General features: G+C 73.4%; 22 protein-coding genes and 1 pseudogene. 13 read left to right on the forward strand and 10 right to left on the reverse strand.

Annotation, left to right across the window (positions count from 1 at the left end):
• Window positions 1-28: 28 nt before the first annotated feature.
• Together AMK19_RS27265 and AMK19_RS38280 are read right to left on the reverse strand one after the other, a co-directional pair.
• Window positions 29-415, reverse strand: a complete 387-nt coding sequence (locus AMK19_RS27265; RefSeq protein WP_073816249.1) for a hypothetical protein — start codon at window positions 413-415, stop codon at window positions 29-31.
• Window positions 412-540, reverse strand: coding sequence for a hypothetical protein (locus tag AMK19_RS38280; RefSeq protein ID WP_274537003.1), 129 nt, complete (start codon window positions 538-540; stop codon window positions 412-414). The genes AMK19_RS27265 and AMK19_RS38280 overlap by 4 nt, the downstream gene beginning before the upstream one ends.
• Before the next feature lie 560 nt (window positions 541-1,100).
• Between AMK19_RS38280 and AMK19_RS27270 the strand changes: the two genes are divergently transcribed.
• Window positions 1,101-1,616 carry a GNAT family N-acetyltransferase gene (locus tag AMK19_RS27270; RefSeq protein ID WP_073816251.1) on the forward strand — a complete coding sequence of 172 codons (516 nt, stop codon included), beginning with the start codon at window positions 1,101-1,103 and terminating at the stop codon, window positions 1,614-1,616.
• Window positions 1,617-1,682: 66 nt separating this feature from the next.
• On the opposite strand, the gene AMK19_RS27275 is transcribed toward AMK19_RS27270, so the two are convergent.
• Window positions 1,683-2,954 carry an APC family permease gene (locus AMK19_RS27275; RefSeq protein ID WP_083647407.1) on the reverse strand — a complete coding sequence of 424 codons (1,272 nt, stop codon included), beginning with the start codon at window positions 2,952-2,954 and terminating at the stop codon, window positions 1,683-1,685.
• A gap of 105 nt (window positions 2,955-3,059) precedes the next feature.
• Here AMK19_RS27275 and AMK19_RS27280 point away from each other — a divergent pair, with 105 nt between their 5' ends.
• The 3 genes from AMK19_RS27280 to AMK19_RS27290 all read left to right on the forward strand — a co-directional run bounded on the left by AMK19_RS27280 (window position 3,060) and on the right by AMK19_RS27290 (window position 6,287).
• Window positions 3,060-3,554, forward strand: coding sequence for an Lrp/AsnC family transcriptional regulator (locus AMK19_RS27280; RefSeq protein WP_073816252.1), 495 nt, complete (start codon window positions 3,060-3,062; stop codon window positions 3,552-3,554).
• A gap of 197 nt (window positions 3,555-3,751) precedes the next feature.
• Window positions 3,752-4,393 (forward strand): HNH endonuclease family protein, encoded by a 642-nt coding sequence (locus AMK19_RS27285; protein ID WP_073816254.1) that lies wholly within the window; start codon window positions 3,752-3,754, stop codon window positions 4,391-4,393.
• A 235-nt stretch (window positions 4,394-4,628) separates the two neighbouring features.
• Complete coding sequence (locus tag AMK19_RS27290; RefSeq protein WP_073816256.1) at window positions 4,629-6,287, forward strand: alkaline phosphatase D family protein; 1,659 nt, start codon at window positions 4,629-4,631, stop codon at window positions 6,285-6,287.
• A 49-nt stretch (window positions 6,288-6,336) separates the two neighbouring features.
• Here AMK19_RS27290 and AMK19_RS27295 read toward each other — a convergent pair whose 3' ends face one another.
• From AMK19_RS27295 to AMK19_RS27315, 5 genes are all read right to left on the reverse strand, one after another.
• Window positions 6,337-7,122, reverse strand: coding sequence for an ABC transporter permease (locus AMK19_RS27295; RefSeq protein WP_073816258.1), 786 nt, complete (start codon window positions 7,120-7,122; stop codon window positions 6,337-6,339).
• On the reverse strand, window positions 7,119-8,105 hold the full coding sequence (locus tag AMK19_RS27300) for an ATP-binding cassette domain-containing protein (RefSeq protein WP_073816259.1): 987 nt from the start codon (window positions 8,103-8,105) through the stop codon (window positions 7,119-7,121). Before AMK19_RS27300 ends, AMK19_RS27295 begins: the two co-directional genes overlap by 4 nt.
• A 77-nt stretch (window positions 8,106-8,182) precedes the next feature.
• Window positions 8,183-9,028 carry a DUF4097 family beta strand repeat-containing protein gene (locus tag AMK19_RS27305; protein WP_073816261.1) on the reverse strand — a complete coding sequence of 282 codons (846 nt, stop codon included), beginning with the start codon at window positions 9,026-9,028 and terminating at the stop codon, window positions 8,183-8,185.
• Window positions 9,029-9,138: 110 nt separating this feature from the next.
• Window positions 9,139-9,669, reverse strand: coding sequence for a toxin-antitoxin system HicB family antitoxin (locus tag AMK19_RS27310; protein ID WP_073816263.1), 531 nt, complete (start codon window positions 9,667-9,669; stop codon window positions 9,139-9,141).
• 253 nt (window positions 9,670-9,922) lie between these two features.
• Complete coding sequence (locus AMK19_RS27315) at window positions 9,923-10,501, reverse strand: hypothetical protein (RefSeq protein ID WP_073816265.1); 579 nt, start codon at window positions 10,499-10,501, stop codon at window positions 9,923-9,925.
• A gap of 257 nt (window positions 10,502-10,758) precedes the next feature.
• On the opposite strand from AMK19_RS27315, the gene AMK19_RS27320 reads away from it, so the two are divergent.
• Window positions 10,759-10,992 (forward strand): hypothetical protein, encoded by a 234-nt coding sequence (locus AMK19_RS27320; RefSeq protein WP_073816267.1) that lies wholly within the window; start codon window positions 10,759-10,761, stop codon window positions 10,990-10,992.
• A 102-nt stretch (window positions 10,993-11,094) separates the two neighbouring features.
• Window positions 11,095-12,099: a hypothetical protein gene (locus AMK19_RS27325; protein WP_073816268.1), complete on the forward strand. Its 1,005-nt coding sequence runs from the start codon at window positions 11,095-11,097 to the stop codon at window positions 12,097-12,099.
• Between the two features lie 497 nt (window positions 12,100-12,596).
• Here AMK19_RS27325 and AMK19_RS27330 read toward each other — a convergent pair whose 3' ends face one another.
• Window positions 12,597-12,848 carry a hypothetical protein gene (locus AMK19_RS27330; RefSeq protein ID WP_073816270.1) on the reverse strand — a complete coding sequence of 84 codons (252 nt, stop codon included), beginning with the start codon at window positions 12,846-12,848 and terminating at the stop codon, window positions 12,597-12,599.
• 436 nt (window positions 12,849-13,284) lie between these two features.
• Here AMK19_RS27330 and AMK19_RS37615 point away from each other — a divergent pair.
• The 7 genes and pseudogenes from AMK19_RS37615 to AMK19_RS27365 form a co-directional block, all read left to right on the forward strand.
• Window positions 13,285-13,407, forward strand: a pseudogene (locus AMK19_RS37615) (transposase); the annotation flags it as partial.
• 134 nt (window positions 13,408-13,541) lie between these two features.
• Window positions 13,542-14,279: a hypothetical protein gene (locus AMK19_RS27340; protein WP_073816272.1), complete on the forward strand. Its 738-nt coding sequence runs from the start codon at window positions 13,542-13,544 to the stop codon at window positions 14,277-14,279.
• 607 nt (window positions 14,280-14,886) lie between these two features.
• On the forward strand, window positions 14,887-15,891 hold the full coding sequence (locus AMK19_RS27345; protein ID WP_073816274.1) for a LacI family DNA-binding transcriptional regulator: 1,005 nt from the start codon (window positions 14,887-14,889) through the stop codon (window positions 15,889-15,891).
• A 68-nt stretch (window positions 15,892-15,959) separates the two neighbouring features.
• Window positions 15,960-16,619, forward strand: a complete 660-nt coding sequence (locus AMK19_RS27350) for a hypothetical protein (protein WP_073816275.1) — start codon at window positions 15,960-15,962, stop codon at window positions 16,617-16,619.
• Between the two features lie 181 nt (window positions 16,620-16,800).
• Window positions 16,801-17,262 carry a DUF6325 family protein gene (locus tag AMK19_RS27355; protein ID WP_241844612.1) on the forward strand — a complete coding sequence of 154 codons (462 nt, stop codon included), beginning with the start codon at window positions 16,801-16,803 and terminating at the stop codon, window positions 17,260-17,262.
• A gap of 52 nt (window positions 17,263-17,314) precedes the next feature.
• A complete protein-coding gene (locus AMK19_RS27360; RefSeq protein ID WP_073816277.1) occupies window positions 17,315-17,605 on the forward strand; it encodes an SHOCT domain-containing protein in 291 nt (96 codons plus the stop codon).
• 31 nt (window positions 17,606-17,636) lie between these two features.
• Window positions 17,637-19,238, forward strand: a complete 1,602-nt coding sequence (locus AMK19_RS27365) for an MFS transporter (RefSeq protein WP_073816278.1) — start codon at window positions 17,637-17,639, stop codon at window positions 19,236-19,238.
• Here the strand turns inward: AMK19_RS27365 and AMK19_RS27370 are convergent.
• Entirely contained in the window at window positions 19,235-20,179 is a 945-nt protein-coding gene (locus AMK19_RS27370) for a helix-turn-helix transcriptional regulator (protein WP_073816363.1), read from the reverse strand. The two genes, AMK19_RS27365 and AMK19_RS27370, sit on opposite strands and share 4 nt — an antisense overlap.
• Window positions 20,180-20,232: the final 53 nt, after the last annotated feature.

A 20,232-nucleotide genomic window follows, 5' to 3' on the forward strand; every position in this document is an offset into this window, starting at 1 on the left:
GGTGGGGCGGCGGGGCGAACCACGTTGCTCAGGGCCGGAGTTGAACGGCCATCACCATCACATAGCCGACCAGCAGCCCGAACAGGCACACCGCCGTCACGTACCGCGGCGTGAACGGCAGCCCCGCGAGCGACGGGTACAGCAGCACCGCGGCACCCGCCGCCAGGTCCGCCAGGTACAGGCCGTCCGGCGGGACGATGCCGGTGCTGTGAGCGGCCCAGCCGGTGGCGATCAGGAACCCCGTCAGCAGGGTGAACCCGGACAGCAGCCCCGAGCCGATCGCGCCCAGCGCGGGATGCGGATCCGGGGGCGGCTCGCCCTCCGGCGTCCTCGGGCGCATTCGGTGCGCCATCGCGAGCGCGCCGACGGCGAGCGTCATCGCGGACAGTGCGCCGAGCAGCGGAGAGGGATTCATCGGCTCCTCCTGGAGAACACGAGATGCTGCCCGGCCAACGCGGCGAGCGCCGCCGGCAGCAGGACGGTGAGCAGCAGCACGGTCGCCCACACCGACGGCTCGATCGCCGCCGAGTGCACCGGCACGGCCGCTGTCGGCGGCGCGGCGGCGACGGTCGTCGGGACGGCGGGGGCGGGACGCGAGGGCTCCGGCGGGGGCGCGGCGGCGGCTGGGGCGGGTGCGTGCGAGGCCGCCTTCCGTGCCGGAGGCGGGGAATGACGCGGCGAGGCGACGGCCGGCGGCGCCGGGGCGGCTGCCGACGGGGTCGCGGACGGCGTCGGTGTGGGTGCCGGGGACGGGGCCGGGGTCGGGGTCGGCGGGGGCGTGGGTGACGGGCTGGGCGAGGGGCTCGGGCAGTGGGAGTGCGGTGGCGGCCACGGTGGGTGCGGGAACGGCGGGAACGCGCTTGGGGCAGGGTCCATTGCCCGATCCTCCGGCCCTCGCCACCCGGCCCGACACCCGTCCCCGCCCAAACCCCACGAGGCGGTGAACCACCCACCGCCCGAGCCGGAATACCCGCACGAGGCCGGGGCGTCAGTTCGATGCGACCCCGCCCACGCGGAGGATCGCCTCCGGCATCAACCGCGCCGCCGGCGTCTTCTACGACTCGCAGGTCCGCGGGCGTCCAAGTCGGTATCGTCGCCGTATGCCTGAACTCATCGCGCCCACCACCCGCTTGCACTCCGCCTGGCTCGACGCGCATGCCGAGTGGGGTCCCGGCCTCCACGAGGACGGATTCGGGCTGGGGCCGTCGGACGAGGTCGACTCGCCGGACGGGTTCGCGGCCTGGGTGGCGCTGCTGGCCGAGGAGTCGGGTGCGGAAGCGGTCGCGACCGATCAGGGCTGTACGTACCGATGGATCGTCGAGGGCGACCGGGTGCACGGCGGGATCGCGCTGCGGCACGGGCTCAATGACCACGTGCTGCAGTCCGGCCACATCGGCTACGGCATCCGGCCGTCCTCCCGCGGACGCGGACTGGCCACCTGGGCACTGGGCCGGATACTCGACGAGGCGCGGGTGCTCGGTCTGGACCAGGTGCTGATCGTCTGCGAAGTCGACAACCTCGCCTCGGTGAAGACGATCGAGCACCACAGCGGCGTCCTCGAAGGCGTACAGGACACCGAACACGGCCTTCTGCGGCGCTACTGGATCAAGCTCTAGTCCGTGATCCTGCCGCACCGCGCGAGGTGGGACGCCGGTGCCTCGCGGCAGCGTCCCCGGGGGCGGTCAGTGGGTGTCCAACTCGGGGGTGGGCAGCGGTACTTCCTTGCGTCCGGGGGCGGTCGTGCGGCGGCCGGTGAAGGCGGCCGCGAGGGCGACTGCGGCGACGGCGAGGACTGGCCAGCCGGTGCCGAGGGTGAGGGCGAGGACGGCCGGGCAGCAGATGAGGGCGGCGAGGCGGGGGAGGCCGGTCAGGATGCGGGCCGCGGCGGCGGTGCAGGCGACGTAGACGGAGAGGAACAGGGCGGTCGGGACGGCGACCAGCTGGGAGGTGGTCAGGACGCCGGAGCCGACCAGGGCGATCAGGGGGCCGCCGGTCAGGGCGGTGGTGGCCAGGACCGCGTAGGAGCCGCGGCGGCCCGGGGCGGGGGTGGGCGGCAGCAGGGCCTCAAGGAGTTCGGCGGCGCCCGTGAGGTAGGTGTTGGTGGCGGCGAGGGTGAGCACAAGTGCCGCGCCGGCGGCCAGGATTCGGCCGCTGTCGCCGATCGCCGAGCTCAGCAGGTCGGCCAGCGGGACGGCGCCGCCCGCGCCGGGGCCGAGCACCGCGACGGTGGCCGCGGCCAGGCCGAGGCAGAGCAGCGACGTCACCACGAAGGCGATCAGCACCACCCGGCGCAGCTGCCGGCGAGGGTCGCGCAGCCGGGTGGTGAGCGAGGCCGCGGCCTCCCAGCCGACGAACGCGAACATCAGCGGCGGCGCGGCGCTCGCCACGCCGGCCCAGCCGTGCGGCAGGAACGGCGTCCAGTTCGCGGCCCGCGAGTGCGGCGCGGAGCCGAGGACCGCGAACAGCACCAGCGCCACCAGCACCGACACCAGCGCGAGTTGGAGCCCCGCTCCGGTGCGCACCCCCAGCAGCCGGACCGCCAGCACCAGGCCCAGCAGTACCAGCGCCGCGCGGATCGCCGTCGACTCGCCCGCGCCGAGTGCCGCCGCCGCGTAGCTGCCGCCGATCAGGCAGACCACCGGCGCGCCCGCCACCACGCCCGCCAGGAAGCACCAGGCGGCCGCCCGTCCGGCCCGCTCGCCGAGACCGGCGGCGGTGTACCCGGCGATGCCGCCGGTCGAGCCGAGCCGGGTGCCCAACGCGCAGAACACGGCGGCTATCAGCCCGGACAGCACCAGCAGGGCCAGCCAGACGAGCAGGGAGGCGGGACCTGCGGCGCGGGCCGCCAGCCCCGGGAGTAGCAGCAGGCTCGGGCCCAGCAGGGCCCCGATGTACAGCGCGGACGCCCCGGCGGTGGACAGGTGGGGACGGCTTTCGGCGATCGTCTCGGTCATGCGGCGATTGTGGCCCCGATCGCGCGGCACACGCTGGCGAATATCGCCGCACTCGGTGCCCGGAACGGCAGAATCCACCGCGCCGGCGCTACTAGGGTGCACGGCATGCCGAGCCAGCAGTACGACCGCATCGACCGTGCCATCCTGGAGCACCTCCAGCGCCACGGCCGCACCGCCAACGTCGATCTCGCCGAGGCCGTCCGGCTCTCCCCGTCCTCCGCGCTGCGCCGCACCAAGGCCCTGGAGGCGGACGGGGTGATCGCCGGGTACCGGGCCGAACTCGACCGGGAGCGCGTCGGGTTGGGGCTGACGGTGTTCGTCTCGCTGCGGGTCGAGCAGCACTCGCGGGAGACGTCGCGGCAGATCGAGCAGGCGCTGACCGAGATCCCCGCCGTGGTCGCCTGCCATGTGGTCTCCGGCGAGGCCGACTTCCTGGTCGAGATCGCGGTGCCGGACCTGGCCACCTACGAACTGGTGCTGCTGGACGAGATCCTGGCGATCGGCCCGGTCCGGGACGCCCGGTCCACGTTCGCGATCCGCACCATCCGCTCCCGGGGCCCGCTCCCGCTCGACCGCTGGCCGGCCGCGCGCGGACGCTGAACCCGGACGCCGGACCTGGATGCCGGGTCCGGACGCCGCCCGATTGATGATGAACCTTCACATCGCGGACGGATATGGCTACCAGACGGTAATGCAATTTTCACGACCGGGGATCTACCCGCATAGACCCAGGCCTGCCACGCTGACTCGGCACCGCAACCCCCCTGCCCCAGCACCGAGTCCAGGAGCTCCCCGTCGTGACGAACCGTTTCCTCCGCCGCTTCGCCACCCTCGCCGCCACCGCCGCGCTCACCGCCGGAGTCGTCACCGTGAGCGCCGGCAACGCCGAGGCCGCGCTCCCCACCCCGATCTCCGCCGCCACCGCCCGCAGCTACCTCGGCCTGCTCACCGTCAAGGCCGAGGACCGCACCGGCTACAACCGCGACCTCTTCCCGACCTGGATCACCATCTCCGGCACCTGCAACACCCGGGAGACCGTCCTCAAGCGCGACGGCTCGAACGTGGTCACCGACGCCAGTTGCGCCGCCACCTCCGGCACCTGGGTCTCCCCGTACGACGGCGTCACCATCACCGCCGCCTCCGGCCTGGACATCGACCACATAGTCCCGCTCGCCGAGGCCTGGGACTCCGGCGCCTCCGCGTGGACCACCGCCCAGCGCCAGGCCTTCGCCAACGACGTCACCCGCCCCCAGTTGCTCGCCGTCAGCGCCAGCACCAACCGTTCCAAGGGCGACAAGGACCCGGCCGAGTGGCTGCCGCCGGTCACCTCCTACCGCTGCACCTACGTCCGCGCCTGGGTGCAGGTGAAGTACTACTACAACCTCTCCGTCGACAGCGCGGAGAAGACGGCCCTCACCAACGTCCTGGCCGGCTGCTGACCCACCACCCCCCGACAGGGCGGCCGGCTCCCCGCCGCCCTGTCGGCCGTGCCGCCCAGTCCGACCTGTATGGCCACTGCCTGGACGGCGTGCGGGGCCGACCCCATGGCTGTGCACTCGCGACCTGATGGTTCGGAGGCGATCCGAATGTCTTGGCGATATCGTGGTGAAGCGTTGACGAATAGTCAACTCGCGGTCTGGACAAGGCATTACCGGTCGGTAATTCTCCTGTGGTGTGACCGAACCCACCGCTCCCGCGCCCACCGCCCGCCCCGCGCGCCGCCAGGTCATCCAGGCGGCCGCCCTCACCGCCGGGGCTCTCGCCCTGCCGCTCGCCGCCGCCCACGGCAGCGCGGCCGCCGCCGAGCCGGCCCAGTTCCTGCACGGCGTCGCATCCGGCGACCCGCTGCCCGACGGCATCCTGCTGTGGACCCGGGTCACCCCCGGCGCCGCCGCCGTCCCCGGCTCCGGACTCGGACCCGACACCGCCGTACAGTGGCAGCTCGCCACCGACCGCGCCTTCACCGCCGTCGTCGCCACCGGAACCGTCACCACCACCGCCGCCACCGACCACACCGTCAAGGCCGACGTCCGCGGCCTGCGCCCCGACACCGCCTACTGGTACCGCTTCCTGGCCGGCAGCGCCGTCTCGCCCGTCGGCCGCACCCGCACCGCCCCCGCCACCGACGCCGCCGTCGACCGGCTGCGCCTGGGCGTCGCGTCCTGCGCCAACTGGGAGGCCGGCTACTTCTCCGCCTACCGCCACCTGGCCGCCCGCGGCGACCTCGACGTCTTCCTCTTCCTCGGCGACTACATCTACGAGTACGCCTCCGGCGCGTACGGCACCCGCGGCACCGTGGTGCGCCCGCACGCCCCCGCCAACGAGATCGTCACGCTCGCCGACTACCGCACCCGGCACGGCCGTTACAAGACCGACCAGGACCTCCAGGCGCTGCACGCCGCCGTCCCCACCGTCGCGATCTGGGACGACCACGAGTTCGCCAACGACGCCTGGTCCGGCGGCGCAGAGAACCACACCCCCGGCGCCGAGGGCGACTGGAGCGCCCGGGTCGCCGCCGCCAAGCAGGCCTACTTCGAGTGGATGCCCGTCCGCCCGTCCATCGCCGGCACCACCTACCGGCGGCTGCGCTACGGCAGGCTCGCCGACCTGCACCTGCTCGACCTGCGCTCGTTCCGCTCCCAGCAGGCCGGCATCGGCAACGGCGACGTCGACTCCGCCGACCGCACCATCACCGGCCGGGCCCAACTCGACTGGCTGAAGGCCGGACTGGCCGCCTCCGACACCACCTGGCGGCTGGTCGGCAACGAGGTGATGATCTCGCCCGTCGCGTTCCTCGCCCTCCCCGACTACCTGCTGCGCCCGCTCGCCCAGCTGCTCGGCCTGCCCGGCGAGGGCCTGGCCGTCAACGTCGACCAGTGGGACGGCTACACCCACGACCGGCGCGAACTGCTCGGCCACCTGAAGGACCACCACATCACGAACACGGTGTTCCTCACCGGCGACATCCACTCCGCCTGGGCCTGCGACGTGCCCTTCGAGGCCGCCACCTACCCGGCGTCCGGCAGCGCCGCCACCGAGTTCGTGGTCACCTCGGTCAGCTCCGACAACATCGACGACATCCTGAAGGTCGCCCCGCAGACGCTCTCGCTGGTGGCCGTCGCCGCGATCCAGGCCGCCAACCGGCACGTCAAGTGGACCGACCTGGACTCGCACGGCTACGGCGTCCTCGACATCACCGCCGAGCGGGCGCAGATGGACTACTACGTCCTGTCGGACCGCACCAGGCCCGACGCCACCGCCAAGTGGACCCGCTCCTACCGCACCCGCAGCGGCACCCAGCAGATCGAACGCGTCAACGCCCCGGTGAACTGACGCCGCGCGCCACCGGGGGCCCGACGGATCGCCGGGCCCCCGGAACCGTTCAGCGCCGGCCGGTACGGTCGAACAGCCTCCGCGACCAGGCGTGGCCGAGCACGCCGATGCCCGCGCACCAGGCCAGCGACACCCAGCCGGCGGAGCCGATCGCCGAGCCCGACAGCAGACCGCGCAGCGTCTCCGTCACCGGGGTGAACGGCTGGTACTCGGCGAACAGGCGCAGTCCCGGCGCCATCGAGTCGGCCGGCACGAACGCCGAGCCCAGGAACGGCAGGAACTGGATCAGCAGCGGCTTGTTGCTGGCCGACTCCACCGTCTTCGAGAGCAGCCCGAGCGCCGCCGACAGCCAGGTCACCGCGACCGCGACCGCCGCCAGCAGCCCGAACGCCGCCAGCCACTCCAGCGCGCCCGCGTCCGAGCGGAACCCGACCGCCAGCGCCACCGCGACCACCAGCACGACGCCGACCATGGTCTGGAGGACACTGCCGACCACATGGCCGGTCAGGAACGAGGAGCGGGCGATGTTCATGGTGCGGAAGCGGTTGACGATGCCGCCCGTCAGATCGGAGCAGATCGCCACCGAGGTGGACATCGAGCCGCCCGCCACGCCCATCACCAGGATGCCGGGCGTCAGGTAGGACAGGTACGCGTCGCGCCCGCCGCCGAGGCCCGCGCCGATCGAGTCGCCGAAGGCGTAGACGAACAGCAGCAGCATCATGATCGGCGTCATCGCCTGGCCGAAGGTGAGCGCCGGGTAGCGGGCGGCGTGCTTGAGGTTGCGGCGCAGCATGGTCAGCGAGTCGTGGGCGGTCAGGGCGAGGGTGCTGCTCATCGCGGGGTCTCCTCGGCGTGGTGGCGGGATGCGGCGCTGCCGGTCAGCGCGAAGAAGACGTCGTCGAGGTCCGGGGTGTGCACCGAGAAGTCGGCGGTGGGGACGCCGGCCGCGTCCAGGCGGTCGATCAGGGCGCGCAGGGCGTCCAGTCCGGCGTCGCCGGCGATGCGCAGTGCGAGGTTCTCCTCGTCGCGGCTCGCGCCCGGGAACGCGGCGCAGGCGCGCCCGTAGGCGGCCGGGTCGGCGAAGCGCAGGCGGACGTGGTTGCCGGGGATGCGGGTCTTCAGTTCGTCGGGGGTGCCCTCGGCGACGATCCGGCCGCCGTCCAGGACGGCGATGCGGTCGGCGAGTTGGTCGGCCTCCTCCAGGTACTGGGTGGTCAGGAAGACCGTGGTGCCGCCCGCGACCAGGCCGCGCACGGTCTTCCACATGGTGCGGCGGCTGCGCGGGTCGAGGCCCGTGGTCGGCTCGTCCAGGAAGATCACCTCCGGGGCGCCGACCAGCGTCATCGCCAGGTCGAGCCTGCGGCGCATCCCGCCCGAGAAGGTCGAGGCGCGCCGGCCGGCCGCCTCCGCGATGTCGAAGCGCTCCAGCAACTCCCTGGTGCGGGAACGTCCTTGGGGTCTGGGCAGGTGCAGCAGGTCGGCCATCAGGCGGAGGTTCTCCTCGGCGGTGAGCAGGTCGTCCACGGCGGCGAACTGCCCGGTGGCCCCGATCGCCGAGCGCACCCCGTCCGGGTCGGTGCGCAGGTCGTGGCCGGCGATCTGCGCCTGGCCGCCGTCCGCGGCCACCAGGGTGGTGAGGATCTCGACCGTGGTGGTCTTGCCCGCGCCGTTCGGCCCGAGCAGGGCGAACACCGTCCCGGCGGGGATGGCGAGGTCGAGGCCGTCGAGGACGGTCCGGCCGCCGTACGACTTGCGCAGGCCGACGGCGGTGACGGCCGGGCGCGAGGGCTCTTCCCTGAGCTTTCTGGGTGTGGGCATGACAAACGTGGGCATGTGTCCCCCCTTGGTGGACCGGATGCGGTGGTGGTGGCTTAGCTGACGGTGCTGACGGATCGTCAGGAGCGGGCACGGCGGATGTCGATGTTGCCGAACCGGGTACGGGCGCGGACCTCGACGGTCTCCTCGTGCCGCTCCGGCGCGTCCGTGTCGGCCAGCGAGTTGCGGACCTGCCCGCGCTGCGCGCTGACGTCCAGCCAGGCTGCCGTGCCGGCCCGGACGCCGACCTCGATCGCGCCGAAGCCGTTCTCCAACTGCACGCTGCCGCGCGCGACTTCGCCGACCAGCAGAGTGCCCCGGGCGGTGCTGGCGCGGACCGAGGCCGCGGCCCGTTCGACCGTGATGTCGCCATTGGCACCGCTCACCTGCAGGTCGCCGGTGGCGACCGCGACGGTGGTGCTGCCGTAGGAGTTCTTCACCACCGCCGGGCCGTCCAGCAGCCCCACCCGGACGGCGCCCGAACTCGTGGTGATCTCCGCCCGGCCCTGCACCTCGTCGACGGTGATCGACCCGTGCGCGGCCGTCAGCTGCAACGGCCCGGTGCGGTCCAGCCGGATGTCCCCGGACGCGGTCTTCACCCGCACCTCGCCGAGCCGCCCCTCGCCGAGCACCTGCGCCCACGCGCCGCCGGCCTCCAGCCGTGAGCCGGCCGGCAGTTCGACGGACACGTCCACCACGCCGGTCCGCCCCAGCAGGTGGCGCTGCTTGGGGGTGCGGACGGTCAGCACGCCGCCCGCGAAGTCGATCGCGGTCTGCTCGGCGGCGCGCACGTCCGCCTCCCGCTCCGGGTCGCGCGGCCGGGCCTCGACCACGGTGTCGGTGCGGTCGGTCGCGACGACGTGCACCGAGCCCGCGGACACCTGGGCGTTCAGCGAGATCGGCTCGGGGGTGTCGAACGAAGGCATGGCAGTACCGTCCTTGGGGTCTCTGGCGTCGCGGGAGTTTCCGGCGTCGCGGAAGTCGCGGAAGTCGCGGCAGGTCCGGGAGTCTCGGGAGTTGAGGTGGCGGCGCGGGCTCAGCGGACCCAGCCGGTGAAGCTCTGGCCGAACGTCTGCGAGCGCTCCACCGGCCCGCGCGGACGGGCGCCGCCCTCGACGGCGGACGCCACCGCCCGCACCAGCCACGCGTTGACCGACAGCCCCTCGCGGGCGGCGGCCTCCTCGGCGCGCGCCTTCAACTGGGCCGGCAGCCGCAGGTTGATCCGGGCCGTCCCGCCGTCGTCCTCGGCGGCGGACAGGTCGGCGGTCGCGGGCACAGGGGCGGGCGCAGTGGCGGGGGCGGGCTCGGGGGCGGTGGGCTCGGGGAGCGGTGCGGTCACCACGAAGTCCGGGTCCAGTCCACGCAGTCGGACATCGACCGAACCCGGGGCCAGCTCGCGGGTGACCTCGGCCATCGCGGCGGAGAGCACATGGAGCATGGTCAGCCGGGTCGCCGACTCCAGCGGGGCGGTCAGCCGCTCGGCCAGAGCGCGGGCATCAGGCCCACCGGCCTCGGCGGCCACCGCCAACTCGCGGCGGAGGTTGTCGACATACGGGGTGAGGTCCATGGCCCCATCGTGGCATCACTTTGATGCCACGACAAGTCCGTTGTGGGGGGCGGTGGTTGGGGGCGCGGGGTGGACCGTCCTGACCTGCGGGGATGAGTGCGGCGTACGGTGGTGCCGGGCAGATCGGGCTGGTGCCATGTGGTGCCACGTGGTGCCATGTGGTGCCAGGTGTGTGCCAAGGGCGGCGCCGCCGGTGCCCTGCGCGTGGCGCGCCACCGGCGTACCGGCGGACGCCCGGCGGCGCCGAGGGTGCTCAGCCGATGGTGAAGTCGGCGGTGACGCCGAACACTTCGGTGGAGTCCTTGTCGCACCCGCTGCCGACCGGGTCGAAGAGCGTGTTGCGGGTGACGGCCTTGCCGACGCCGCTGCCCGCCGTGACGGTGCCCGTGCTCTTCATTCGGAAGCGGATCACGTTGCCGCCGGCCTCCTTGGTCACCGTCACCTTGTCGAAGTTCACCGTGGTGGTGTCGCCGGTGTCCCAGGTGTAGGTGACCGTCTCGGTGGTCGAGTCCGGGAAGGGGTCCGTGCAGCTGGAGTTCCAGGTGACCGGCGCGTTCTGGTTCAGCGTGCTTTTCGCACTGCCCGAACAGCCGCGGTAGCTGGTGCGGTGGGTCGCGGAGACGCTGCGGCCGTCGGTGCTCGGGGCGGGCTTGAAGAGCCAGCTCTCGGTCTGCTGCACGCCGCCGCCGGTGGTGGCGCAGTCGACGGCGAAGTTCGGGTTCGGGTCCGCGGCGGCCCCGGGGCGGCCGAAGTCGGCCGCCCCGGCGGAGGCGGGCAGGAGGGTGGCGGCCGTGGCGGCCAAGGCGGTGAGTGCGGTGCTGATCCGACGCATCGGGTGGCTCCGTTCGTGAGTGGTGTCCCCTGCGCCCTCCATCGGATTCGTATGCGACCTTTCTGAGTGGTTTCCCCCTGACGGGTGGCGTGCAGACGTGGAATGACGCCCCCGGCCCCGACCGTGACGCACACGGCAGTGCGGGCCGGGAGGCCCAGGTCCGGCACCGCTCGCCGCCCGGCGAGGGAGCGGCACGGAGCCTCGCGGCGCGCCGGATAGCATCCAGAAAGGAAACGCCGACGGGGAGGACCACCGCCATGACCGAGGAACACCGCACCCGCTGGTGGCAGCGTCGAACTCCCGCCGCCGCCAAGCCCGTTGAGGAGACGGTGGCCGCGTTCGACCTGGTGCGGCGCGGCTACGACCGGCAGCAGGTCGACGCCCACCTCGCGCTGCCGTCGGAGCAGCGGCCGCGCCCCGCCGCCTTCGACATCGTGCGGATCGGCTACGAGCGCCACCAGGTCGACGAGGCGCTGCGCGAACAGGGCTGAACACGGCGGCCTCGGCGCGGTCTTGACAGGGCGTCGGAAAACCCTTTGCGGCCGCAGCGGTCGGTGTGCGACCTTGCGCGGGTCGTCGAAGGAGGGTGCCCATTGGAGCTCTTCGCGTGCGCGCACTGCGCGACCGCACTCACCCGGCCGGTCAGCCGCGTCCGGTTCCCGGTCTACGCCCATCACAGGGTGGGCAACATGCCGCTGCCGGCCCTGATGGAGTCCGGGAGCTACGCCGCCGACCCGGACCCGTCCGGCCCGCCCTGGCGGCCCTGGGAGGAACTGGCCGAGGCCCGCGGCTACCCACCCCGCCGATCCGGTCCGGACCGCCGGCTGTCCGACGGCGCGCCCGGGCGCATCCTGCTGGCACCCGGGGACGACATCGGCACCATGACGATCCCCGGTCGCTACGAGGGCAGCTGCTGCGGCGTCGCCGGCCAGGACGGCCCCAACCTCGCCTGCGCCCACTGCGGACACCCGGTGGGCGCGTGGGTGGACGACTGCTCGCTCTGGCACGCCGTGTGGCTGGAGCCGGACGCGATACGCACGGTCCCCGCCGGCCCGGCGCTGCCCGTCGCCGACTGGACGGATCTGCTCCACGACCGCCACGCCGTCCCGCCGCTCGACGCGAACGGCCGCTGGCGCTACCGCTACGAGCAGGAGGCGAGCGTCACCTTGGTCGCACTGATCCTCGCCGCCGAGGGCTCGCCCGTGGTGTTCCAGGACGACACGGCCGCGGCCCTCCTCGACCGCGGCCTGCGCCGCCACCGGCCCGGTGCCGCCGGGCCGGCGAAACGCTGCGCCCTGCACGGCCCGGGCCGCCCCCTGACGAACCGTCACTCCGAGCTCGCCCTCGTGCCCTGCCACCCGCAGACCGGCCGGCCCTGGCCCACCCCGCCCGGCGTCGCCGGCATCCCGCTCGACCTCGCGATCTGGCGGTACCTCGCCTTCCCGCCCCTGCGCTCCGCCGTCCACGTCCCCGGCCCGCTGCGCGCCGAACTCGACCGCGACGACCCACCCCCGCCGAGGCGGCACATCGGCATCTGGTTCGACGGCCGGCTGATCGGCGACCTGCTGGCCCGCCACCCGGTCCCACGGCCCGTATAGCGGGCCCGGCCTCCGAGGCGGCGGCGGAGCCGCGACGCGCGGCAGGGGCGACCGCCCTCGACGAACCGGCTGCCGAGAGCGCCGACGGTTCTCGGCTGCCTCGGCGGTGGGAACCCGGGCGACCCCGGCGCGCGACGAGGCCGGGGGTTCGGCCGATGCCCGACCATGTCCCGGCGGCCCTGGTCCTCGAGCCGGCCGACCGCAGCTGCTTCGCCGGCTCGATCTCCGACCGCGGCGACGCGTTCTTCGACCGGTTCGCCGACGGGTCCGGAGCCGCACTGGCCGAGCAGCGGAGGGCAGTTGCGCCTTCTACCTGCTTGTTGCCGAGTGCGGCCGACCTGGAGGACGGCACCGGCCGCGTCGCCCACCGCGTCGCGGAGCGGGCCGCGGGCCGGGGCGTGGCGACCGCCTGCCACGACAGCGTCGCGTCCCAACGCGCGTGGGCCGAGCGCGGGTTCGTTCCGGCCTGCGCGAGATCGGCGCAGGGCGGGCGGCGGTCAGCGGTGCTGCCGACCGGCGATGTCGTGGGCCGTCGGCCCGCCGGACGCGCCCCCGGCGAGGCCGGCCAGCGGGTGCCCGTGGGGCGACGACCAACTGCCTGTTCCCGCCGTGGTCGAGACGGGGCGCAGCTGCGCGTCCGGGCCGCAGTCGGTCGCGTGGGCGGGGGAGGCGCCGGTGAAGGCCCCGGCGGCGAGTACGAGCGCGGCGGCGATCGACTGGGCACGGCGGGCCAGGCTGTGGAAGTTCATCGTGCGTGTTCCTTTTCGAGCGACCATGCGGGAGGCACCGTCACCGCTCGAGGCCGGTGGCGGACGCGGTGGTTCGGGTACCGGCACGATGATGGCGGCCCGAGACCGGCGTGATCGATGCGAGCGTGCCCCAACTCGGCCGATCGGGTGGTACGTACTACCGCGTCCCGGCGTGCGGCCGTCCGGGTGCGCCGCCGCGCGCCGCCCGAGCCGGTGGGTGGTGCGGCACGGCCCGTTGGGCGAACTCCCCTGGCAGGAGGCGTAGATGACACCTGTAGCGGTGTCCGGCCGACGACTTCCCCGGCGGAGCGCGGCGTCGCACTTCGGAAGGACCGTGACGAACCGTCATCCACGGCGATCCGACTGACCGTCACATCTTTACGGCGGCGAGGGTGTTCGCTCCGGATCGGCTCTTGGGGCGGTCGTCAACGACACTGGTGTGGCGCGGCTGGACGACCGCAGGATCCTGAACGGGATCGTGTGGACGCTCCGAACCGGGACGGCCTGGCGAGATGTGCCCGAGCGCTACGGACCGTGGGCCACGCTGCATACACGTTTCACCGTCGATCGGCGCATAACGAATTCGGCGCATAACGAATTCGCCTTCATTCGTCGGCGATTCGTCCTGTTTCACGGTGATCGCCCGGCAGCAACTCCGTAGCCGGCATGTGAGTGACCGTTAGGGTGCCGCGCATGCTTCTCGCCATCGACACCCATTCCACGGCATTCCTGCAGGGACAAGTCCTCGGCCTGGCCGCCGTGTTGGCCGTCGGCATCGTCGTCGTCTGGGTGCTCACCCGAAGGTGGCGCAATCCGGTCGCCATGATGCCGGAGGACCTGCCCCGGGTCACCGCGCTGCGGAAGAAGCGCCAAATCCTGCTGGCTCTGGCCATGGTCGTGATCTGCGCCTCCTTCACAGCGAAGTTCGTCCTGGACCTGAGAAGCGAAACCCCCTACGGGGCGGCGGCCGAGACCGGGCCGACCAACCGGACCGTCGACGCGCCCGACACCGTCGCCGGCTATCACCTCATCACCGGTGAAGCTGCGGCCCAGCTCGCCGCGAAGACGAAGGGCAGGACGTCCGAACATCTCTGGTACTACTCGAAGGCTCCGGGCGGGACGCAGCCCAGTGTCGTGTTCTCCGCATCGACGGCCGCGTGGGATCCGGAAGGCGCCGCCGAGAAGTCTGAGCACTCCCTGGAATGGCTCTTCGTCAACTTCTTCGCCGGTGCCAAGGTCGAGGACGCGAAGGACGTCGACCCCGGCCCGCTCGGCGGGCTGATGCGCTGCGGCCGCACCAAAAGCGGCAGCGTCGTCATCTGCCACTGGGAGGACGCCGGAACTGACGGTACCGTGATGGCTTCCGGTGCCACCGACATCCAGCAGGTGTCGACTCTCGCCCTCCAGTTCCGCAACGCCGCCGAGCACTGAGGTTTCTCAGCGAAATAATCTCTGCGAGGCCGGTGGGTGGCGCGGCGGTACGGGTCAGGCACGAAGTCCTGGCCACGGACGTCGAGCCGGGCGCTCCACCCCCGACATCACGGCGGTCCGTCTCCGAGCCGGATCGGTTCCATCGCCCGCGCCGCGCCACCGCCGCGATCTACGTCGACTGCGGTCGACGGTGCGCCGCTCCCGGCGCGGGTCGAGGTGCACGGCGCGCGGGAGCACGTGCAGTTGGACTGGCCGGGGGAGCTGGAAGGCGCGTTCGCGCGGGTGGCGGACGAGTTCGCCGCGGCGGTGAGGTCCGGGACGGGCCATCCTCTGGACGCCCGGCGCGGTCTGCGGATCGAGGACGTCCTGGCGTCCGCCGCGTCCCACCTCCGCCGACCGCGCGGCGGGTCCGGTGCGAAGCCACCGACCGGGTTCGCCAGGCCGGCAGTGACGCTCCGAACGCCCCGTCACCGGCGCGGCGTTGAACATGCAGACTGCTCGGCCGCCGGGGCCGCAGAGCGGGTAGCCTGCACGGACGGGCATGTCACCACCCCTGTGGGGCGGGTGACGACAGCAGAGGTTTTCTCGGCAAGAGGGGGATGCCACCATGGGCCAAAGACCGACCTTGGAGTCCGTTGCCGCGCACGCGGGTGTCGGCCGCGGCACTGCGTCCCGCGTGATCAACGGCTCGTCGAAGGTCAGCGCCAAGTCCCGGGAGGCGGTGCTGCGGGCGATCGACGAACTGAGCTACGTGCCCAACAGCCTGGCCCGAGGGCTGGTGCGGCGCCGCACCGACACGGTCGCCCTGGTGATGGCCGTCTCCGAGGACACGGTCTGGGACGAGCCGTACTTCTCCGGCCTGATGAGCGGCATCAAGCGGGGACTGGCCAGCACCGGCCTGCAACTGCTGCTGGCCATCGCGCAGTCGGAGCCGGAGAAGGACCAACTGCTGCACTACCTGACGGCCCAGCACGTCGACGGCGTGCTGCTGACCTCGCTGCACGGCGACGACCCGATGCCCCGCCTCCTGGAGGAGAGCGGGATCCCGACGGTGGTCGCCGGAGCCCCCACCGGCTTCGACCCGACGTACTGCGTGGACGTGAACAACCGCGACGGCGCGCGGCGGGCCGTGCGGCACCTGGTGAAGCAGGGGAGGACCCGGATCGCCACCATCACCGGCCCGCAGGACATGCGGGCGGGGGTGCAGCGGCTGCAGGGCTATCAGGACGCGCTCGCCGACGCCTCGCTGGGCGCCGGGCTGGTCGCCCACGGCGACTTCTCCGCCGACTCCGGCGCCCTCGCGATGGAAGAACTGCTGCTGCTCGACAGGGAGATCGACGCCGTCTTCGCAGCCTCGGACAACATGGCGATCGGCGCCCTGCGCGTCCTGAAGGCGCAGGGACGCAGCGTGCCCGAGGACGTCGCCCTCGTCGGGTTCGACAACTCGCCGATCGCCCTCCACACCGATCCGCCGCTGACCTCCGTGCACCAGCCGCTGGAGAAGATGGGGCGGGAGATGGCGCGCCTGCTGATCGCCCGGATCAACGGCGAGACGGTGAGCCGACCCATGATCATCCTCGAAACGCAGCTGGTGGTGCGGGACTCCACCTGAGCCCGGGCCCCGACATCACCGGCCGGCCGGCCGACGACGATCCACAACCGACGGACGGTGGTCGAAGGATGGACGATTCGCATCCGCTGCTGGGGCACTTCCTGGACGCGGCCGACGGCGCGTTCCCGCCGGTGGACGGCGGAGTGACGGTGCTCCCCGCGCTCGCGGGCGGACTCGCGGCCGCCGTGGCGTTCACCGGGCACGCGGTGCTGGCCACCGCGTGCCCGGCGGCCGAGGTGCGGGCCCAGGGACCCGACGGGTACGGGGAGTCGATGGCGCCCGACTTCCTGCGGTACCTGGCCGGCCCCGGCGGGTGGATCGGCTGCCTCGACGCGACCCTGGTCGCCCGCGGCGCCGGCGGCCCCGCGCAACTGGGGCCGCTGGACGGCCTGGACGGCCACGACCGGGTGCGGCACGCCCGGGAACTGCGCACGGACGTCGGCGTCTACGGCGACCGGCGCGGACTGGTCACCCTCGCCCAAGGCCTCGCCGGGCGACGGGAGTTGAGCATCGAACTGCACCGGCCCGAGGAGAGCGGCCGGCCCGGCCTCGGACGCTCGCTGATCGCCGACGCGCTCACCCTCGTCCCGATCGGCGAGCCGGTGTTCGCCGCCGTCTCGCCCGGCAACGCCCGCTCCCTGCGCGCCTTCCTCGCCTGCGGGTTCACCCCGATCGGCAGCGAGGTCCTGCTGCGCCCGTCCGGGGCCGGTGGGCCGGTCCGCCGGTGACGCCGACGGCGCCCGACCGGAGCCGGTCACACCCACCGGGACGTCACGCTCCGTAGTGGCCAGGAAGGGCGGCGGGCGACGGCAAGGGCTAGCGTGGACGAGGAGCCGGTCGGCTGCGAAGACGCCGGCCCCGCCCCGGCCGGCCCCGTAGTCGGCCGCCCGCTCTTCCCCGGGAGCCGCCGTGAGCACGGAAAACCAAGACCTGGACGAACTCGGCCCGATCGACTACCTGGTGATCTCCTTCCCCGGCAGCCGACTGACCGGCGAGGGAATGCCGCTGCTGGTCGACCTGGTCGACCGCGGCATCATCCGCATCCTCGACCTGACGTTCCTGCGCAAGGACACCGACGGCACGGTCCTGGTCGTCGAAGTCGCCGACCTCGACGGCGACGGACAGCTGGACCTCGCCGTGTTCGAGGGCGCCTCGTCCGGCCTGCTCGGCGACGACGACGTGGCCGAGGCGGGCTCCCTGCTCGACCCCGGCAACTCCGCCCTCGTCCTGCTCTACGAGAACCGGTGGGCCGCCCCGCTGGCCGCCGCGCTGCGCCGGGCCGACGCCCGGATGCTCGCCGGCGGGCGGGTGCCGCTGCAGGACGTGATCGAGGACCTCGACGCGATCGAGGGGACCGGAAGCACGGGCTGATCGCGTCCGTGCGGAGCACCCCACCGACAGAACCCACAGAAGGGTGGAAACCATGCCCGGACTGCTCCGCGGCGTCGCCCGCACCGCGGTCGTCGCCGGCACCGCCACCGCCGTCTCCAACCGGGTCTCCCGGCGGCAGGCCGGCCGGTGGGCCCAGCAGGAGCCCCAGCACGTCGGCTACGCCGAACCCGTCGCCCCGCCCCCTCCGCCGCCGCCCCCGCCGGCGGGAATGAGCATGGAGCAGAAACTCGACCAGCTCCAGCAGCTCGCCACGCTCAAGGAACAGGGCGTGCTCACCGAGCAGGAGTTCGCCGCGCAGAAGGCCCGGATCCTCGGCGGCTGACGCTCCCGGCGGCCGAAGGAGGCACGGCACGGTGAACAGGTGGAAGCCGCTGCTCGTCCTCGGGACGGCGCAGTTCCTGATGGTGCTGGACGCCTCGGTGATGAACGTGTCGATCAGTCAACTGGTCGCCGACTTCCACACCGAGGTCACCACCATCCAGGCCGTCATCACCCTCTACACCCTGGTGATGGCGGCCTTCATGCTGACCGGCGGCAAGATCGGCGACATGGTCGGCCGCCGGAAGGTCTTCGTGGTCGGCCTGGTCGTGTACGGCGTCGGCTCCGGCCTGACCGCGCTGGCACCGACGGTCGCCGTGCTCGCGCTCGGCTGGTCGGTGATCGAGGGCCTGGGCGCGGCGCTGGTGCTGCCCGCGCTGGCCGCCCTGGTCGCCGGGTCGTACCAGGGACGCGAGCGGGCGATCGCCTACGGCGTGGTCGGCGGGCTGGCCGGCGCGGGCATCGCCGTCGGGCCGCTGCTCGGCGGCTGGGTCACCACCTACCTGACCTGGCGGCTGGTGTTCGCCGGCGAGGTGGTCCTGGTCGTCGCGATCCTGGCGGTGATGCGCTGGATCCCGCCGCAGCCCGCGCCCACCGAGCGGTCCCGGCTGGACGTCCTCGGCGCCGCGCTGTCCGCCGCCGGCCTGGCACTGGCGGTCCTGGCCGTGCTGCAGAGCGGCAGCTGGGGCTGGGTGCAGCCGCGCAACCCGCCGTTCACCGTCCTCGGCTTCGCGCCGACCCTGTTCGCCATCGGGCTCGGCGGCGTCCTGCTGTACGCGTTCTGCGTGCACGAGCGGCGCTGGGAGCGGCGCGGCGGGACACCGCTGGTCTCGCTGGACCTGTTCCGCAACCGGCCGCTGCGCGCGGGACTGGTGACGCTGTTCAACCAGAACACCGTCCTGCTGGGCCTGTTCTTCGTCATCCCGCTCTACCTCCAGGTGGTGCAGGGCCTGGACGCGTTCGAGACCGGCCTGCGGCTGCTGCCGGTCTCCGTGACGATGCTCGCCACCTCGATGTGCGGCTCGCTGCTGCTGCGGTTCGCCTCGCCCCGGACGATCGTCCGGACCGGCCTGCTGGTGCTGTTCGCCGCCACCCTGTGGCTGATCGCGGCGATCGGGCCGCAGCTGAAGGGCGGCTCGTTCGCGGGCGCGATGGCGCTGCTCGGCATCGGCCTGGGCATGCTCGCCTCCCAGCTGGGCAACACGGTGCAGTCCAGCGTGCGCGCCGCGGAACGCAGCGAGGCCGGCGGCCTGCAGTACACCGCGCAGAACCTCGGCTCCTCGCTGGGCACGGCGCTGATCGGCGCACTGCTCATCGGCGCCCTCGCCACCTCCGTCACCACCAGGATCGAGAGCGACCCGCGGGTGAGCGCGGCCGTCGCGCAGGAGACCGCCACGCACGTCTCGGCGGGCATCGCCTTCGTGCCCGCCGACCAGGTCTCGGCCGCGCTGGCCACCCGATCCGACGTGCCGCCGCAGGAGGCCGAGGCCCTCGTCGGCCACTACCGGGACGCGCAGATCCAGGGCCTCAGGTCGGCCGTCCTCGCCTGCACGGTCATCACCGGCGGCGCCCTGCTGTTCACCCGCCACCTCCCCAGGACCCGCGACCCCAACGCGCGCAGCTCGGCCACGGGCTAGGCCCCGGCCCCCTGGGCGTAGCGGGCGGCCAGGGTGCGGGCGGTCGTGGCGAGGCGGGCGCGGAGTTCGGGCGGGTCCAGGACCTCGATCTCGGCGCCCAGGCGCAGGAAGTCGCCGTGCGCGTGGTCGACCGACTCGATCGGGACCCGGGCCTGTGTCCAGCCGCCGTCCGCCGCCGGGGGCACGCCGAGGCGGCGGGCGCCCTCCGGGGTGAGGCGGACGACCGCGTGGCCGGTGTGCAGGCGGGCGCGGAAGCCGGTCAGGTGGGCGGACCACCAGGCGGGCAGGGAGAAGTCCGCGGGGACGGTGAACTCATCGTCCAGGCAGGTGAGTTCGAGGATCTGGTCGACCCGGTAGGTGCGCGGCCCGGACGGCCCGCCCGCGACCAGGTACCAGCGGCCGGCCTTCAGCACCAGCCCGTACGGCTCGACCCGCCGAGAGATCTCCTCCGGGGCGCGCCAGCGGCGGTAGCCCATCAGCACCGCGCGCCGCGCCCACACCGCGCCGGCCACCGCCGTCAGGTGCGGGGTGCGGTCGGCGTCGCCGTACCAGCCGGGGGCGTCGAGCAGGAAGCGCTCCTGGATGCGGTCGGCGTGCGTGCGCAACTCCGCCGGGAGCGCCGCCCGGAGCTTGAGGCGGGCGGTGGCGAGGGCCTCGCCGAGGCCGAGTTCGGCGGCCGTGCCGGGCAGCGCGGCGAGGAACGCGGCCTGCGCCTCGTCCGCCGTCAGCCCCGTCAGGCGCGTCCGGTAGCCGTCCACCAGGCGGTAGCCGCCCGCGTGCCCGGCCTCGCCGTACAGCGGGACGCCGGCCGCGGCCAGCGCCTCCACGTCCCGGTAGACCGTCCGGACGGAGACCTCCAGCTCCTGCGCGAGTTGACCGGCCGTCAGGCGGCCGCGGTTCTGGAGCAGCAGCAGAAGAGTGACCAGTCGGCTCGCACGCATGAGCACCAGTGTGCCGATCTCCACTGACAGTGGATGTCAGGGGAGCGGCCCTA

It is taken from the genome of Kitasatospora sp. CB01950 (genome assembly GCF_001905465.1).
Lineage (GTDB): Bacteria > Actinomycetota > Actinomycetes > Streptomycetales > Streptomycetaceae > Kitasatospora.